This is a genomic window from Janibacter sp. GXQ6167, from assembly GCF_041365945.1.
Taxonomy (GTDB): domain Bacteria; phylum Actinomycetota; class Actinomycetes; order Actinomycetales; family Dermatophilaceae; genus JBGFSK01.
Map to the genome: position 1 here is coordinate 240561 of NZ_JBGFSK010000003.1, position 16368 is coordinate 256928.

15 protein-coding genes are annotated in these 16368 nt (G+C 69.2%); 7 read left to right on the forward strand and 8 right to left on the reverse strand.

What is annotated here, in order from left to right; all coding sequences use genetic code 11:
- Positions 1 to 18: 18 nt before the first annotated feature.
- On the reverse strand, positions 19 to 1023 hold the full coding sequence (locus tag AB8K43_RS06105; RefSeq protein ID WP_370892504.1) for a DUF368 domain-containing protein: 1005 nt from the start codon (positions 1021 to 1023) through the stop codon (positions 19 to 21).
- A 127-nt stretch (positions 1024 to 1150) separates the two neighbouring features.
- Here AB8K43_RS06105 and AB8K43_RS06110 point away from each other — a divergent pair, with 127 nt between their 5' ends.
- From AB8K43_RS06110 to AB8K43_RS06120, 3 genes are all read left to right on the forward strand, one after another.
- Complete coding sequence (locus AB8K43_RS06110; protein ID WP_370892506.1) at positions 1151 to 2518, forward strand: transaminase; 1368 nt, start codon at positions 1151 to 1153, stop codon at positions 2516 to 2518.
- A gap of 136 nt (positions 2519 to 2654) precedes the next feature.
- The gene (locus AB8K43_RS06115; RefSeq protein WP_370892509.1) at positions 2655 to 3449 is read left to right on the forward strand and encodes an ABC transporter ATP-binding protein; all 795 of its coding nucleotides are present in this window, start codon (positions 2655 to 2657) and stop codon (positions 3447 to 3449) included.
- Positions 3446 to 4765 carry an FtsX-like permease family protein gene (locus AB8K43_RS06120; RefSeq protein WP_370892511.1) on the forward strand — a complete coding sequence of 440 codons (1320 nt, stop codon included), beginning with the start codon at positions 3446 to 3448 and terminating at the stop codon, positions 4763 to 4765. Before AB8K43_RS06115 ends, AB8K43_RS06120 begins: the two co-directional genes overlap by 4 nt.
- Positions 4766 to 4812: 47 nt before the next feature.
- Here AB8K43_RS06120 and AB8K43_RS06125 read toward each other — a convergent pair whose 3' ends face one another.
- A complete protein-coding gene (locus AB8K43_RS06125) occupies positions 4813 to 6774 on the reverse strand; it encodes a TIGR03960 family B12-binding radical SAM protein (RefSeq protein WP_370892513.1) in 1962 nt (653 codons plus the stop codon).
- Positions 6775 to 6851: 77 nt separating this feature from the next.
- Between AB8K43_RS06125 and AB8K43_RS06130 the strand changes: the two genes are divergently transcribed.
- On the forward strand, positions 6852 to 8297 hold the full coding sequence (locus AB8K43_RS06130; protein ID WP_370892515.1) for a GNAT family N-acetyltransferase: 1446 nt from the start codon (positions 6852 to 6854) through the stop codon (positions 8295 to 8297).
- On the opposite strand, the gene AB8K43_RS06135 is transcribed toward AB8K43_RS06130, so the two are convergent.
- The 6 genes from AB8K43_RS06135 to AB8K43_RS06160 form a co-directional block, all read right to left on the reverse strand.
- Positions 8294 to 10153: a long-chain fatty acid--CoA ligase gene (locus AB8K43_RS06135; protein ID WP_370892517.1), complete on the reverse strand. Its 1860-nt coding sequence runs from the start codon at positions 10151 to 10153 to the stop codon at positions 8294 to 8296. The genes AB8K43_RS06130 and AB8K43_RS06135 overlap by 4 nt on opposite strands.
- 119 nt (positions 10154 to 10272) lie before the next feature.
- A complete protein-coding gene (locus AB8K43_RS06140; RefSeq protein WP_370892519.1) occupies positions 10273 to 11229 on the reverse strand; it encodes a bifunctional riboflavin kinase/FAD synthetase in 957 nt (318 codons plus the stop codon).
- An 11-nt stretch (positions 11230 to 11240) separates the two neighbouring features.
- Complete coding sequence (gene truB, locus AB8K43_RS06145; RefSeq protein WP_370892521.1) at positions 11241 to 12161, reverse strand: tRNA pseudouridine(55) synthase TruB; 921 nt, start codon at positions 12159 to 12161, stop codon at positions 11241 to 11243.
- Complete coding sequence (gene rbfA / locus AB8K43_RS06150) at positions 12158 to 12613, reverse strand: 30S ribosome-binding factor RbfA (RefSeq protein WP_370892523.1); 456 nt, start codon at positions 12611 to 12613, stop codon at positions 12158 to 12160. Before rbfA ends, truB begins: the two co-directional genes overlap by 4 nt.
- A gap of 30 nt (positions 12614 to 12643) precedes the next feature.
- Positions 12644 to 13255, reverse strand: a complete 612-nt coding sequence (locus tag AB8K43_RS06155; RefSeq protein ID WP_370892524.1) for a DUF4190 domain-containing protein — start codon at positions 13253 to 13255, stop codon at positions 12644 to 12646.
- 44 nt (positions 13256 to 13299) lie between these two features.
- A complete protein-coding gene (locus AB8K43_RS06160) occupies positions 13300 to 13560 on the reverse strand; it encodes a hypothetical protein (protein ID WP_370892525.1) in 261 nt (86 codons plus the stop codon).
- A 359-nt stretch (positions 13561 to 13919) separates the two neighbouring features.
- Between AB8K43_RS06160 and AB8K43_RS06165 the strand changes: the two genes are divergently transcribed.
- The 3 genes from AB8K43_RS06165 (at position 13920) to AB8K43_RS06175 (ending at position 16344) form a co-directional block, all read left to right on the forward strand.
- Positions 13920 to 14507 carry a hypothetical protein gene (locus tag AB8K43_RS06165; RefSeq protein ID WP_370892527.1) on the forward strand — a complete coding sequence of 196 codons (588 nt, stop codon included), beginning with the start codon at positions 13920 to 13922 and terminating at the stop codon, positions 14505 to 14507.
- A 104-nt stretch (positions 14508 to 14611) separates the two neighbouring features.
- Positions 14612 to 15148: a copper chaperone PCu(A)C gene (locus tag AB8K43_RS06170; RefSeq protein ID WP_370892529.1), complete on the forward strand. Its 537-nt coding sequence runs from the start codon at positions 14612 to 14614 to the stop codon at positions 15146 to 15148.
- Entirely contained in the window at positions 15148 to 16344 is a 1197-nt protein-coding gene (locus tag AB8K43_RS06175) for a Dyp-type peroxidase (RefSeq protein WP_370892531.1), read from the forward strand. The genes AB8K43_RS06170 and AB8K43_RS06175 overlap by 1 nt, the downstream gene beginning before the upstream one ends.
- Positions 16345 to 16368: the final 24 nt, after the last annotated feature.

Below are 16368 nucleotides of genomic sequence, written 5' to 3' on the forward strand. Positions count from 1 at the left end.
GGTCCTAGCGTACGGGCCCTACGGCCTCGTCACCCCGGCGCTGGTGCGCGACTCCTCGGCTTCCGGTGCCGGTGCCAGGTCGATCTCCTTGCCCCGCAACCGGGAGGCGAGCGCGTCCAGGCCGAGGACGAGCACGAAACCGGCGCCGGCGAGGACCGTGGGAACGAGCCAGGTCGATGCGGTGGGCAGGGCGAGCGCCGTGCTCTCAAAGCCGCCCGGCCACGGCCAGAGGATCCGGATCGAGCCGATCATCAGCCCGACCATCGCGGCCAGGACCGCGTCGTGGAAGCGAACGAGGAGCCACCGCAAGGTCGTCGCGGATAGCGCAAGGCCAGTGGCGCAGCCGAGAGCAAAGACCATCAGCACGACCACATTGCGCTCGGTGACCGCGCCGAGGACGGGGGTGTAAAGGCCGAGCAGGACCAGGAGGAAGGAGCCGCTCACCCCGGGCAAGATCATTGCCGTAATCGCGATCGCGCCGCCGAGGAAGAACCACCAGAGCGGAGTCGCCTGGTCCAGGCTGGTCCCGCCGGCAGGGCTGAGCCCCAACAGCACGAAGGTGGCGGCCGCGGCAACGGCCGCGATCCACCGGTGGCTGCCGGAGGGGGCTCGCAGTTGGCGCCAACAGAGCACGACAGCGGCGAGGACGAGGCCCACGAAGAGCCCAGCAAGCGGCACGGGGTACGCCTCGACCGCCGCGGAGAGCGGCCCGGCGGCGAGCAAGATGACGGTGAGCATGCCGACCCCGAGCGATGCGAGCCAGAGCACCGGCCCGTGCCGCAGGGCGTCGAGCGCGCCGCGCCCATCGCCTCGGATCAAGCGCACGCCCGCCGCCGCGATCGCGTGCAAGGAGTCGATCAGCCGGCCATAGATCCCGACGACCAGCGCGACCGTCCCCCCAGAGACTCCGGGCACCAGGTCGGCCGCCCCCATTAGCCCACCACGGGCAACTTGGGCGAGCGACTCGCGTGCCGTCGACCCACTGCGGGCAGGCGTCATCGACGTGGAGGTAGTGGGGGGCATCCGAGGATTCTACCGATAAGGGGTGCCTTACCTCAAAGTGAAGACCGCGACACCGCCCGCCCGTCGACGGGAGTGAGAGCCCCGAAAACGCCCTCGACGCAGGTCGGCGCCCTCTAGCGTGTCCACCATGACCGTGATCGACCGTGCGCGACTTCAGTCCTTGCTCGCCGAGGAGCAGCGGACCTACGAGGAGCGGCACCCGCGCAGCCGTGCGCAACACGAGGCCGCGCAGCACCTCCTCGGGCAGGTCCCGATGACCTGGATGACGATGTGGTCCGGCGGTTACCCCCTTCACCTGGAGCGGGCGCGTGGCAATCGGATCACGACCATCGATGGCGAGGAGCTGATCGACTTCGCGTTGGGTGACACGGGCGCGATGGCTGGCCACTCCCCCGCCCCGACGGTGGCGGCGATCCGACGGCGGGCCGACGAGCTCGGCGGGATGACCACGATGCTCCCGACCGAGGACGCCGAGTGGGTGGGGGCCGAGTTGGCGCAGCGCTTCACGGTGCCTCGTTGGTCCTTCTCGCTGAGCGCAACGGACGCCAACCGGTGGGCGGTCCGCCTGGCGCGGCTTGTGACCGGACGCTCGAAGATCCTCGTCTTCGCCTACAGCTACCACGGGTCGGTCGATGAGACCTTCGCCGTGCGCGGTCCGGGCGGCGTCGCGGTGAGCCGCCCCGGCAATGTCGCGCCGCCGGTCGACCTGGCGCTCACCACGCGGGTGGCGACCTGGAACGATCTCGCGAGCGTGGAGGCCGAACTCGCCCACGGCGATGTCGCCGCGATCCTCACCGAACCGGCCCTGACCAATATCGGGATCGTCCTGCCCGAGCCGGGCTTCCTTCAAGGCGTCAGCGATCTCGCTCGACGCCACGGGTCGCTCCTGATGATCGATGAGACCCATACCTTCTCGGCCGGCTGGGGCGGTGCGACCACCGCGTGGGGCTTGGATCCCGACGTCGTCGTGATCGGTAAGTCGATCGGTGGCGGCATCCCGATCGGCGCCTATGGCCTGACCGATGCGGTGGCCGAAGAGGTCACCCGGCGGTCGCGGGCCGGTGAGGCCGATATCGAAGATGTCGGCGGCGTCGGCGGAACCTTGGCCGGCAACGCCCTCTCGCTCGCTGCCGCTCGCGCGACGCTCGGTGAGGTGCTGACGCGGGCGGCCTTCCACCGGATGGATACCCTCGCTCGGTCCTTCACGAAGGGGGTCGAAGAGGTGCTGTCGGCAACCGGGGTTCCCTGGTCGATCAGCCGTCTCGGGGCACGCGCCGAGTACCGCTTCGCCTCCCCCGCGCCGCGGACCGGGGAGGAATCGGCGGCCGCCGCCGATCCCGAGCTCGACGCGTACATGCACCTCGCCACCGCGAACCGCGGGGTCCTCATGACCCCCTTCCACAACATGGCGCTCATGTGCCCCACGACCAGCCAGGGCGATGTGGATCGGCACACGGAGGTCTTCGCCGAGGCCGTCACCCGACTCGTGGGCTAACTCCGCTTCGCTCGCGGACTGATCGGTGCCGAGGGTCCGCAGGCCTGTCAGACCCTGGTCGTAGACGCGCGCCGACCTCGTAGACCAGGGACTGACGACACGAGGGGGTGCCCGGCGCGAACGTTGGGTTATGTCAATGACTCGGCACCAGTTCGGTAAGGCACTCAACCCACCCGCGGACCAACCCAGGAGGCAAGCGCATCCGCCCGTCGGTGGGGCGGCCGAGGGGCTCCTCGCCCGGGGCGTCACCCACCATTACGGCACCGCACCCGGTGCCCCGGCCGCGTTAGCGGGGGTAGACCTAGACCTCTGCTCCGGCGACTCGTTGGCCGTGATGGGTCCGTCGGGGTCGGGCAAGACGACGCTGCTCCACGTCCTGGCCGGGATCCTCACCCCCACCTCGGGCACCGTCACCTGGCGCGGCCACCATCTGGTGGCGCTCTCGGACCGGGCCCGGACGCGGTTGCGCCGCACCGACTTCGGTTTCGTCTTCCAATCCGGTCAGCTTCTGCCGGAGCTTCCCGCTCTCGAAAACGTCGCGCTGCCGCTCATGCTGGCGGGCGCCTCGCGCCGGGTCGCGAGTGAGCGAGCCCTGCGCATCCTGACCGACCTCGGCCTCGGAGGCATGGGGCACCGGCGACCGGGTGAACTCTCCGGCGGTCAGGCGCAGCGCGTCGCGATCGCCCGAGCGCTCGCGATCAACCCCGGCGTGGTCTTCGCCGACGAGCCGACCGGCGCGCTCGATCGCGAAACGGGAGAGCACGTCATGGGCCAACTCGTCTCGGCAACCCGCGCCCACGGCGCGTCCCTGGTCGTCGTCACCCACGACCCCGAGGTCGCCCGCTGGTGCTCGCGGACCGTGATGATGCGCGACGGTCGGATCGTCGCCGAGCACCAGGGGCCGACGCAGACCCTGGCGGTGTCGCGATGACCGCCCTGCGGATCTGGTGGCTCGTGCGCCGACACGAGCACGCGACCAGTCGCGTCCCGACACTGCTCGCCGTCATTGCCTTCGCGGTCACGACGGCGGCGGCCCTCGTCGCTGGCGCGGGCTACCTCGCCTTCGCGGAGCGGGCCCGTCACGTCGATCCCTCCGATGCGCTCGCCGTCGATGCTGCAACGACCTATACGGTGCTCGCCATCCTCGCCTGCGTCTTCATGACCGTCCCGATCATCACGCTCGGCGGGATCGCGGCCCGCCTCGCGATCGCCCGGCGCGACGAACGGCTGGCCGCGATGCGCCTCGCGGGAGCGACGAGTGGTCAGGTGACGGTGATGACCCTCGCCGAAGCAGCGAGCCAGGCCCTCACCGGCGCGGCGCTCGGGACCCTCGCGTACGCGGCCCTACTCGTGCCGCTCGCGCAGATCCCCTTCGACGGTCGCCCCTTCAGCGTCGATGACCTCTGGATCGGCGTCCCATGGATCCTCGCCGCCCTCGTCACCGTCCTCCTGCTCGCCCTGGTCTCCGGGGCGAGCAGCCTGCGCCAGGTCGTCGTGAGCCCGCTCGGAGTCGCCCGTCGCGTGACGCCGGCGCCCCTGCGGCTCATCCGCGTCGGCATCGCGATCGTAGCGCTGCTCGCGTGGCCGATCGCCTTCAACAATGCCCCGCACCTCGGGATCGTCATCGTCCTCGCGGTCCTCGTCGCCGCCATCGCGTCGATCAATGTGATCGGGCCGTGGATCATGATGATCCTCGGACGGATGGTCGCCTCGACGGCGCAGAGCCCCCGGACCCTCTTGGCCGCCCGTCGGGTCATCGATGATCCGAAATCGGCGTGGCGGGCGACGAGCGCTATCGGACTCGCTGTCCTCCTCGCCGCCTTGTCGGGGATCGCGGCCGCCCTCTCCGGCAGTGACTCTCCCCAGATGCCTCACCTCTCGGCCGACCTCGCGACCGGGACCACGATCACGCTCATCATCGTGATGACCCTCGCCGCCACGTCGTCGGGAGCGGTCCAGGCCGCCAAGGTCTTCGACCAACGGGCGCAGTACCGCGCTCTCGCCTACGCCGGAGTCGAACCGCGCACGATCCTCCGCGTACGCCGACGCGAGGTGATGCTCCCGCTCGCCGGGACCATCCTGCTCATCGGAGGCTTCGCCTCACTGCTGATCCTGCCGCTCGGGATGGCGAACGATCCCCTCGTGATCGTCCGGTTCGCCGCTGGGGTCATCGCCGCGGTCACCCTGATGCTCGCAGGCCTCGCGGCCTCGCGCGGGCTCGTTCGCGCGTCGATGCGGATCGGCTGACGCTATCCGGCCAACCCGTCGGCGCCGCCCCCTTAAGCCGAAGGGGGTCAGGCTCCGGCGCGGACGGTCGGGAGGGGCAGCAAGGTGGCGCCGGTCGGACCGATCTCGATCTCTGTGCCCATCTGGGGGCAGACGCCGCAGTCGAAACACGGGGTCCAGCGGCAGTCCTCGACCTCGGTCTCGTCCAACGCGTCGAGCCAGTCCTGCCAGAGCCACTCCTTGTCGAGCCCGGAGTCGATGTGGTCCCAGGGCAGGACCTCGCTCTCCTCGCGCTCGCGCGTCGTGTACCAGTCGACATCCACGCCGACCTGAGCGAGCTCGTCCTCGGCGCAGCGCATCCAGCGCTCGTAGGAGAAGTGTTCGCTCCAGCCGTCGAAGCGTCCTCCGTCGCGCCAGACCGCCTCGATCACCCGGCCGAGGCGTCGATCGCCGCGGCTCAGGAGCCCTTCGACGATCCCCGGCTTGCCATCGTGGTAGCGGAAACCGATCGAGCGGCCATACCGCTTGTCGGAGCGGATCGCCTCGCGCAGCTTCGCCAGGCGCGCGTCGGTCTCCTCTGCGGAGAGTTGCGGGGCCCACTGGAAGGGGGTGTGCGGCTTCGGGACAAACCCGCCGATCGAGACGGTGCACCGGATATCGCGATGCCCGGCGACCTCGCGGCCGGTCTCGATGACCTTCTTCGCGAGTTCGGCGATCTGGAGCACGTCCTCGTCGGTCTCGGTCGGCAGCCCGCACATGAAGTAGAGCTTCACCTGGCGCCACCCCGCGCCATAGGCGGCCGCGACCGTGCGGATCAGATCCTCCTCGGAGACCATCTTGTTGATGACCTTGCGGATCCGTTCGCTGCCCCCTTCCGGCGCGAAGGTGAGCCCCGAGCGGCGACCGTTGCGGGTGAGCTCATTGGCGAGGTCGATATTGAAGGCGTCGACGCGGGTACTCGGCAGGGAGAGCCCGGTCTGGCTCCCTTCATACCGGTCGGCGAGGCCCTTGGTGATCTCGGCGATCTCGGAGTGGTCGGCCGAGCTCAGCGAGAGCAACCCGACCTCTTCGAACCCGGTCGTCGCGAGCCCTCGCTCGACCATCTCCCCGATCCCGGTGATCGAGCGTTCGCGGACCGGCCTCGTGATCATCCCGGCCTGGCAAAAACGGCACCCACGGGTGCACCCGCGGAAGATCTCCACGCTCATCCGCTCGTGCACGGATTCAGCGAGGGGGACGAGCGGCTGCTTCGGATAGGGCCACTCGTCGAGGTCGGTGACCGTGTGCTTGGCCACTCGCCAGGGCACGCCGGACTCCGCCGGGGCGACGCGCTGAATGCGCCCATCCGGCAAGTAACTGACGTCGTAGAAGGCCGGCACGTAGACCCCGCCGGTCTCGGCGAGGCGGCGCAACACCTCGTGGCGACCGCCCGGGCGCCCTTCTTCCTTCCACTCCCCGATGACATCGCTTGCCATCAGCACGGCGGCCTCCCCGTCGCCGACGATGGCGGCGTCGATGAAGTCCGCGACCGGTTCGGGGTTGAAGGAGGCGTGCCCGCCCATGATGACGATCGGGTCGTCAAGGCTCCGGTCGGCGGCGTGCAGAGGGATGCCCGCGAGGTCGAGCGCGGTCAACATGTTGGTGTAGCCGAGCTCGGTGGAAAAGGAGAGGCCAAAGACATCGAAGTCCCGCACCCGGCGGTGTCCATCGACGGTCAGCTGGGGCACCTGGTGCTCGCGCATCAGGGCTTCCATGTCCGGCCAGACAGCGTAGGTCCGCTCGGCGAGGGTGTCCTCGCGTTCGTTTAAGACTTCGTAGAGGATCATCACGCCCTGGTTCGGCAGCCCGACCTCATAGGCGTCGGGGTACATCAGGGCCCAGCGGACGGTGAGTTCGGCTCCGTCTTCGGCGTGGCCCCCGCAATCCCAGTCCTTGACGGTGGAGTTGAGCTCTCCCCCGACATACTGGATGGGCTTGCTGACCCGCTCGAGGAGGGGCTCGAGGGCAGCGAAAAGCGACTCACCGGACATGGCGATCAAGGGTAGGTGACCCCCACCGCCTCCCCAAACCCTGCACGTCAGCGGCACCCCGTGGCAGCCTGGAGAATATGGAACTGCGGATCGAGCAAGCAGCGGACGTCGAGGCCGTCGAGGCGGTGATCCGCGCCGCTTTCGGTGACGAAGGGGATACCGTCGCTGCGATCGTCGCCGACCTGCGCCGCTCACCCTCGTGGCGGCCCGGGCTCTCCTTCGTCGCGCTGGAGGAAGGTCAAGTGATCGGCCACGTGCTCCTGACCGGCGGGCACGTGGATGGACCGGAGAGCTCCGACGACATCCTCGTCCTCTCCCCCTTATCCGTCGCACCGCGGTGGCATGGGCGCGGCGTCGGATCGGCCCTGATCGCGCATGCCCTCGATGCCGCCCGCCAGCGCACCGAGCCGTATGTCGTCCTCGAGGGCGATCCCGCGTACTACCGACGGTTTGGCTTCGTGCCTGCTGCTCGGATGCGCCTTGGACGCCCATCGCGGCGCATCCCGGCCGACGCGTTCCAAGCCATCGCGTTGCACGAGCGGCGGCCCGCGGGCCGGGTGGTCTATCCGCAAGCGTTCTGGGATCACGGTGCGGTCGGTCTCGACCCACACACCCTCGCCGCCGTGCGCCCCCGCCTCGACCCCAGCGCGCTCGCGACCGCCGACGCTCCCCTTCGGGGCACCCGCATCGTTTCGGTCGCGGGGAACCTCCCCGGACCGTGGGCCGCGACCCGCCTCGCGAGTCTCGGCGCGGAGGTCACCACGATCGAGCCGCCCGGCGGGGACGCCGTGGCGCGCTTTAACCCGGCGTGGTACGAGGACCTGCGGCGAGGCCACATCGTCGTCCAACTCGACCTGCGCTCCAGCGAGGGTGAGGAGGCGCTCGATGCCCTCCTCGACGACGCCGACGTGCTCCTCACCTCGACCCGCCCGTCCTCCTTGCGCCGGTTAGGCCTTGGGTGGGACGCGATCCACGCCCGCCACCCGCGCCTGATCCACGTCGGGGTGGTCGGTGACACGGCCAGCCCCGAGCGCCCCGGCCACGACCTCACCTACCAGGCCGATGCCGGGATCTGGCGCCCTCCGGGGATGCCGCGGGTGCCGGTCGCCGACCTGGCGGGCGCCGAGCAAGCTGTCGCCGCGGTCCTCGCGGGCCTGCTCCTGCGCGAGCGGACCGGCCAGGCGACCACCCGGTTCGTTGGTCTCGCCGATGCGGCGCGCGATGCCGGCGGCCCGGCCCGCCATCGGATCACGACGGCTGGCGGGGTGCTCGGGGGCATCCTCGCGACCTACTCTCCCTATCGCTGCCGAGACGGATGGGTGATCATCGCGACCCTCGAGCCCCACTTCCGCGAGCGGGCTCTTGCTGCCCTCGACCTCGCCGAGCCGGGTGACGAGGAGACCCTACGAGTCCTGCTCGCCGAGCGGCTCGGCGAGCAGGACTGCGCGTGGTGGGAGCAGTGGGCGATCACCCATGACCTCCCGGTCACGGTGATGCCGGACGCTCCAGCGACCGGAGGTTAAGCCCCGGCGTAGAAGGCCTCGATCTCGTCCTTGAACTTGTCGGCGACGATCTTGCGCTTCAACTTCAGGCTCGGGGTGAGCTCACCATCTTCGATCGTGAGGTCGCGCCCGAGGATCGTGAACTTCTTGATCTGCTCCCAGCGGTTCAGGTCAGCGTTCAACTGATCGATATACGACTGGACCATGTCGCGGGCCTGCATCGAGGAGACGATCTCGTTGTAGGACTTCCCGCCGAGCCCGTTGGCTTCGGCCCATGGCTGGATCGCCTCTTCGTCGAGGGTCACCAGGGCCGAGACGAAGTTGCGGCCATTGCCGATCACGACGAACTGGCTGGCGTAGGGGTTCAGACCCTTGAACTTGGACTCGATGAGCGACGGCGCGACGTACTTGCCATTGCTCGTCTTGAAGAGATCCTTCTTGCGGTCGGTGATCTTCAAAAAGCCCCGCTCGTCGACCTCGCCGATGTCACCGGTGTGGAAGTACCCGTCGGAGGTCATCACCTCGGCGGTCGCCTCCGGGTTGTTGTGGTAGCCAGCCATCACGCCCGGGCCCTTGACGAGGACTTCCCCGTCCTCGGCGATCTTCACCTCGGTGCCCGGGAGCGGCCAGCCGACCTTGCCGATCTGGAAGGCGTTCAGCCGGTTGACGCAGGCCGCTGAGCTCGTCTCGGTGAGGCCATAGCCCTCGGCGATCTTCAGACCGACACCGTTAAACCACCGCGCGACATCGGCGTTGAGGGCCGCCGAGCCGGAGATGAAGAAGCGGATCCGGCCACCGAAGCGGTCGCGAACCTTGGACAGGACCAGCTTGTCGGCGATGCCGTGCTTCAGGCCGAGCAGTCCACCGGCCTCGCGGCCTTCGAGCTCGCCATCGCCGACCTGCGAGCCGACGCCAGTCGCCCAGTTGAAGAGCTTTTCCTTCACCCCGCCCTCCTGCTGGATGCCGAGGGTGACCTTGCCGTAGACCTTTTCGAAGACGCGAGGCGCGGCGGCCATGAAGGTGGGACGCACGACGGCGAGGTTGTCGACGATCTTGTCGATCCGGCCATCGATCGCGGTCGGGAAGCCGATCTGGAGCGGGATCGTGAGCAGCTGCTTGCCGAAGACGTGCGCGAGCGGCAACCAGAGGTACTGCAGGTCGCTCTCGTCGAGCAGATCGATCGCGTGCACGGCCGATCCCTGGTAGGACCAGGTGTCGTTGAGCAGACGAACCCCCTTCGGCCGACCGGTGGTCCCGGAGGTGTAGATCAAGGTCGCGAGTTGGTCCGGGGTGATCGCCTCGATCCGGCGGTCGACGACATCACCGTCGTCGGCGAGCGTCTTAGCGCCGAGGGCGTCGAGCTCGTCGAGGGTCATCACCCAGCCGGCGCCGAGGTCGGTGTCGTCGAAGGTCACGACCTTGCGGACCTGCGGGACGGCCTCGCGGATATCGAGCAGCTTTTGAACCTGCGCCTCGTCCTCGGCGAAGATCACGACGCTCTCGGAGTCGGAGAGGATGAAGGCGACGTCATCGGGGATCGTCGTCGGATAGATCGTCGTGGTCGCGGCGCCAGCACAGTTGGTGGCGAGATCGGCCAGGGCCCACTCGTAGCGGGTGCCGGAGGCGATCGCGACGCGCTGCTCGGCCTGCACGCCGAGAGCGATGAGACCGGCGGATAGGCGCCACACCCGGTCACCGACCTCCCGCCAGGTCATCGACTGCCACTGCTCGTTGGCGTCGGGGAAGAGGTAAGCGGTGCCATCGGGGGTCTTGGCGATCCGGCGGCGCAGCATGTCCCCGACGCTGTCGGCCCGATCTTCGAGCCGTTCGACGACGACGGGTTCCTCGGCGGGGGTCTGCCATTGGGTGAGAGTCACGGGGGGCCACTCCTTTGTGGTCACGATTCGTGGGTCTAGCGGCGCGGTGCGCTCAACTAGTCGACGAGGGTGCCACGGATGATGAAGGGGCGATACCCGTTCTCTCCCAATGAGACCGGTTAGTAACCCACCCCGCAGACGGCCCTGGCCCGCTCCACATCGCGGCTCATCGCGTCGAGGAGTTCCTCGATGGAGTCAAAGCGCAGGGTCGCGCGGATCCGATCGACGAAGTCGACCGCGACCGTCTCGTCGTAAAGGTCCAGGTCATCGCGGTCGAGGACATAGGACTCGACCGTGCGACGCTCCCCATCGAAGGTGGGATTCGTCCCGACCGAGATCGCCGCAGGAAGGCGTCGGTCGGGGGCATCGTCGGCGAGGTCCAGCCGGGTGAGCCATCCCGCGTACACGCCGTCGGCGGGCACCAGCCCGAGGCTGTCGTGGCTCATATTGGCCGTCGGATAGCCGAGCTCCCGACCCCGGTGGAAGCCGTGGACGACCGTCCCGACCATCCGGTGGGGCCGGCCGAGGATCTCGGCGGCGGCCTGGACATCACCGGTCCGCAGGGCCGTGCGCACCGCCGAGGACGACCAGCGTTCGCCGTCCCCAACGTCGTCGATCACGATCACCTCGAAGCCGTGTCGTTCCCCGAGAGCGCGAATGAGATCGACGTCGCCCGTATACCCCGCGCCGAATCCCTTGGTGTCCGCGCCGACCACCAGTGCCTTGACCTGCAGGCCGGTGACGAAGGTCGTGACGATGAAGTCGTCGGGCTCGGTCTGGGCGAACTCGTGGGTAAACGGCAAGACCAGCAGGCCATCGACACCGGCATCGGCGAGGAGTTCATCACGAAGGGCCTGAGGAGCGATGAGTTCGGGGGCGCGCTCGGGGTGCATGACCTCAACCGGGTGCGGGTCGAAGGTCACTGCCACGCTCGGCACCTCGTGGCGCCGCGCGGCGTCGAAGAGGGCCGCCAAGATCGCTCGGTGGCCGCGGTGGACCCCGTCGAAGTTGCCGAAGGTCGCCACGCAGGGCCGCAGCTCGGCGGGGGTGGCGGAGGGGTCAGTCCAACGATGCACGGTAGGACACTCTACGAACTCGCGGGCGCGAACACGACGTGAGCCCGCGCGAGCGGACGTGATTCATCAAGGATCGCGACCAGGGTGCCATCGGGCGCGATCGCCGCGACCGGCTCACTTCGGCCTGCCTCGGCTGAGGGAACGCGCTGCCCATACCCGATCGCGCGGGCTTCGTCGGCGCTCACCGGACGGGTCGTCATCGCGGCCGCGGCGGCATCCGCGAGGGGCATCAGCGGAAGGGGTTCGCCGAGCGCGGCACGCTCAGTGAGCGCCGTGAGGTCATGGGCGTCGGCGAGGGTGTATCCCCCGACGCGCGTGCGGCGCAGGGCCGTGAGGTGCCCGCCGACGCCGAGGGCCGCGCCGAGATCGCGCGCCAGCGCGCGCACGTAGGTCCCTGAGGACACCTCAACGGTCACGTCGAGGTCCAGCGCCAGGCCGTGTTCGGTTGTCACCTCTTTGGACGTGGTCACCTCAAAGCGAGAGACGGTCACCGGCCGGGCCGGAAGGGAGACGTCCTCGCCGCCACGAACCCGGGCGTAGGCGCGTTCGCCCTTCACCTTGATCGCGCTCACCGAACTCGGGACCTGTTCGATCGATCCAGTGAGTCCGGCGATCGCCGAGTCGAGCGCATCCCGGGTGATCGCGCCGATGCCTCCCTCCGGCGCCACCGATGTGACCTCCCCTTCGGCATCGTCGGTGATGGTGCTCTGCCCGAGCCGGATCGTCGCGTCGTATGCCTTGTCGCAGCCGACGAGGAAGGTGAGCAATCGGGTGGCGCGGCCCACGCCAAGGACGAGCACCCCGGTCGCCATCGGATCGAGTGTCCCGGCGTGGCCGACCTTGCGGGTGCCGTAGAGCCGCCGACAGCGGCCTACGACGTCGTGGCTGCTCCAGCCGGAGGGTTTATCGACGACGACGAGACCGTCGCTCACCGCGCGTCGGCGCCGTCATGCTCGTCCTCGCCGTCGGCCGGCTTCTTATACGGGTCTGCCTCCCCCGCCGGTGCCGCTCCCGCGGCGGCCCGGGCGACCTGCTCATCGTGCTCGCGGGCCGAGCGGAGCAGGTCATCGAGGTGCGACGCGGTCTCCGGGAGGGCATCGGGGATGAGCTCGAGGGTGGGGGTGAGCCGGATCCCGAGATGCCGGCCGACCAAGGACCGGAGCTTGCCGCGGTGGGCCTGAAGAATCTCAGAGCTTCGTTGGCGTTGGTCGTCGTCGCCGAAGACGGTGTAGAACACCGAGGCGTGTTGGAGGTCACCGGTCACTCGGACATCGGTGATCGTGACGAACCCCAGGTCAGGGTCCTTAATGACCTGCTCGAGATTCGCGGCGATGACCTCCTTGATGCGATCGGCGATCTTGCGGGCGCGGGCCGGATCGGCCATAGCAGCCTCCTTTAAGGGGGTTGGGGATGATCACGCCGGGCTGGCCGCGAGGACCAGCAGCGACATGGCGGATGCGTCGTAGTCAGTAGGGGTGCTCGGATTGTTCGCCGACCACGCGATCAGGGCGATCATCACGATCGCCGCGGCGACGGAGATGGCGACCGAGATGTAGCCGGTCACCAAGCCGGCCCGGGCCAATCCCCGGCTGCGGCCATCTCCACTCTTTTTGATCGTCGACATCGCGAGGTGGCCGCAGATCACCCCGCCGAGGCCGAGGAGGCCGCCGAGCCCCCAGAAGCAGACCCCGGTGATCCCGAGGAGACCAAAAACCAACGCGGCGATCGCCATCCCGCTCGCGGGGTCGGGGGTCGGCGCGGGGTAGGGCCCCGGGGAACTCGTCTGATACCCAGGTCCGGGATAGTTGACCGGCGGGTACTGCGGGACCGGCGCCCCGCCCGACGCGCTGTCGGTCGGCGGGTACGTCGGGTAGGCCGGCGCAGTGGGGGCGTGATAGTCGGGCGAAGGCGGGTAGGCCGTCGTGCTATCGCTCGTCGGCGCACTCGCGTACGGGTCCGAGCTGGTCGGGTAGGGAGTGGACCCGAGCGGGTCATACTCGGGTCGATCCGGTGGTGGGGTGGACATCAGAGTCGATGACCTCTCAATCGTGACGTGTCATGGGAAGGGGGTTACCAGGTCCTCATCGAGCTCATGGTGCCCGTGGCGTACAACGCCAAGCCCACGATGCTAAGGATCACCACGATGGCACTGAGCACGATGCCGATGATCGCCATCACCCGCGCGCTGGATTGTTCCGGATGCTCCTTCGCCTGCATCACGGCCAGGATGCCGGTCACCAGGGCGATGATCGCTGCAATAGACCCGATCGGCGGGCAGCAGCAGAATGCGACGGTGGAGATGATTCCAGCGACCAAGGAGATCGCGGGCATCGTCGTATCCGCGCTCCGCGGGCCACCCGCGTACGACAGTCCCGGCGCGGGTGCTTGCCGCACTGGGTCATAAGGAACAGGCGGTGGCGGGTAGGCAGCGGGCGGACCACTGATGGGGTCCGCTGGCGGTGGGGCAGCAGACGGAACCTCAGGGATCACGGGATAGGGCAGGTCCTGATCGGCTGGGCCGTCCCGCAGGGGGTCCAACGGGTCTTCGCCGCGGTCGTTCGACGTGCTCACGGCCCTCCCCCTGGTCCTTACTCGATCGTTGCGGGCGCGACGCTACGAGGTGCGGCGCGTCTCGGCAGTCTATGCGGCCGGTTGATCGACGCGCGCCGCCGCACCGTACGCTGGGCGCCATGATCGACGCGAGTGGACGAGCGATGCGGGGTCTGCGGACCCTGGCGCTGCTGTCGCTCTCGATGGGCCTCGGCGCATTCGCCCACTCCGCCGCGTCGGGCACGCCGATCCATGTCGGCGCTCTGGTGTTGCTCGCGGTGATTCTTTCGGGACCGACGATCTGGTACACGCGCCGCCAGATCGGGGCGTTTCGCGCGAGCACTCTGTTGCTGGCCGCCCAGGCTCTGGTCCACGTGACGGCCTCGGCGACCGCCCCGGTGAGCGAGACGATGGTCTTGCACGGGCATGGGCACGCGATGACCGCTCACGGCGCGGAGCACGCCGCGGCGATGAGCCACCTGCCCTCGTTGACGATGGTGCTCGCCCACCTCGTCGCGGCTAGCATCGTCGGGGCGTTGTACGCCCGAGGCGAGGCCGCCCTCTGGGCCGTAGTGCGGGCGATCCAGCCCCCGAGCGCGCCCGCTCTGATCGTGCCGAGCCGTCGCACGCACGTCAGCGTGCCCCCTTCCCCCTTCGTACCGGGTGACCGCTACCGCGTCGTGGCGGCCCGAGGACCGCCGGCCGCGCTGGCCGCGCTCGCCTTCTAGAGCATCCTCCACGCCCTTTTCCCGCACACGAGCCGAACGCTGCTCGTGGGGCCGTCCCGACGTTAAGCGGCGGCCCACCCTTGTCACGAAGGACCAAGAAAGCCATGAAACACCTCACCGTTGCGGCCACCATTGCCGCGCTTGCCCTCACCCTTTCCGCCTGCGGCTCGGACCCTGAGCCCGCCGGTGGCCCGTCCACCGCGACCGGGACCTCCGCCTCGCAGGGAACTCTTCAGCTGCGCGACGGCTGGGCCAAGGCCGCCACCAAGGACATGACCGCCGCCTTCGGCACCTTGAAGAACACCGGGTCGAGTGACCTCGTGGTGACCGGCGGATCGAGTGACGTCGCCGAGTCCGTCGAGGCTCACGTCATGGTCAAGGACGACGCCGGCCAGATGGTCATGCAGGAAGCCAAGGACGGCCTCGTGATCCCCGCGGGCAAGGAACTCACCCTGGAGCCCGGCGGGGCGCACCTCATGCTGATGGGGCTGAAGGGCGCCGTCGAACCCGGTCACGACATCACGATCACCGTCAGCTTCAAGGACGGCTCGAGCGAGGAACTGACCTTCCCGGTGCGCGAGTTCGACGGGGCGAAGGAGTCCTACTCCCCGAGTGACTCCTCCTCCTCGATGAGCCACTGATGACCGCGGGCTCTGGCCCCCGGCGGCGCGCTGTTGTCGCCGGGGGCCTGGGCTCGGCGGGCGCGATCGGCCTCGCGGCCGCCGTCCGCTCGGGGGTGGCCCCCACCTCCTCGGCGGCGACAAGCCCCGCCCCGACCACCGTGCCGTTCCACGGCGCGCGGCAGGCCGGGATCGTCACCGCTCCGCAGCAGTACGCCAGTTGGGTCGCCGCGGACGTCAAGGATGGCCCGATCGATCGGCCCACCGCCATCCGGCTGCTGCGGATCTGGAGCGAGGACATCGCCCGGTTAACGAGCGGCCAGGGTTCGCTCACCGACCAGGCTCCGGAGCTCGCTCGAGACCCACACCGGCTCACGGTGACCGTCGCCCTCGGGCCCGGCTTCTTCGCCGGCCGCGATCTCGCGGGTCTGCGCCCACCGTGGCTGAAGGCTCTGCCCCCCTTCTCCATCGACAAACTCGAGCGGAAGTGGAGCGGTGGGGACGTGATCGTGCAGATCTGCTCGGACTCCCCCGTCGCGCTCGCCCACGCCCACCGCCAGCTCATGACGGGTGTGCGGACGATCCTCACGCCCCGGTGGGTCCAGCAGGGGTACCGGGAACCGGCTGCGGTCCCGGGGTGGAAGGCCGGACGCAACCTCTTCGGCCAGGTCGATGGGACGGTTCAGCCGCGGATCGATGGGGCCGACGATCCACTGTTGTGGGTCGGCTCGGGTCCATGGCGCGACGGCAGCGCTCTCGTCCTGCGGCGGATCGCGATGAACCTCGACACCTGGGATGCGCTCGATCGACCGTCCCGCGAGGTCGCGGTCGGTCGCCGGCTCGATACCGGGGCGCCCCTCACCGGCGCGCACGAAATGGACCCGCCCAATCTCGCGGCGACCGATGAGCATGGTCTGCCGGTGATCGACGAGGCCTCCCACATGAGGCGGGCGATGCCACGCGCGGCCCATGAGCGCTTCCTGCGGCGTCCGTATACCTACGAGATGCCGCCGGAGCGGGGGAGCGTGAGTGACCAGGGCCTGCTCTTCGCGGCGTACTGCGCCGACCCGGTGCGTCAGTTCGTCCCGGTGCAGCGCCGGCTCGCCGAGGTCGACCTGATGAATATCTGGACGACGCCGATCGGTTCGGCGGTCGCGGCGATCCTGCCGGGAGCGCGCGAGGGAGAGTATCTCGGCCAGCGCGTCGTGGAGTCCTAACGCCTCGGCCCGAATAGGCGAAGG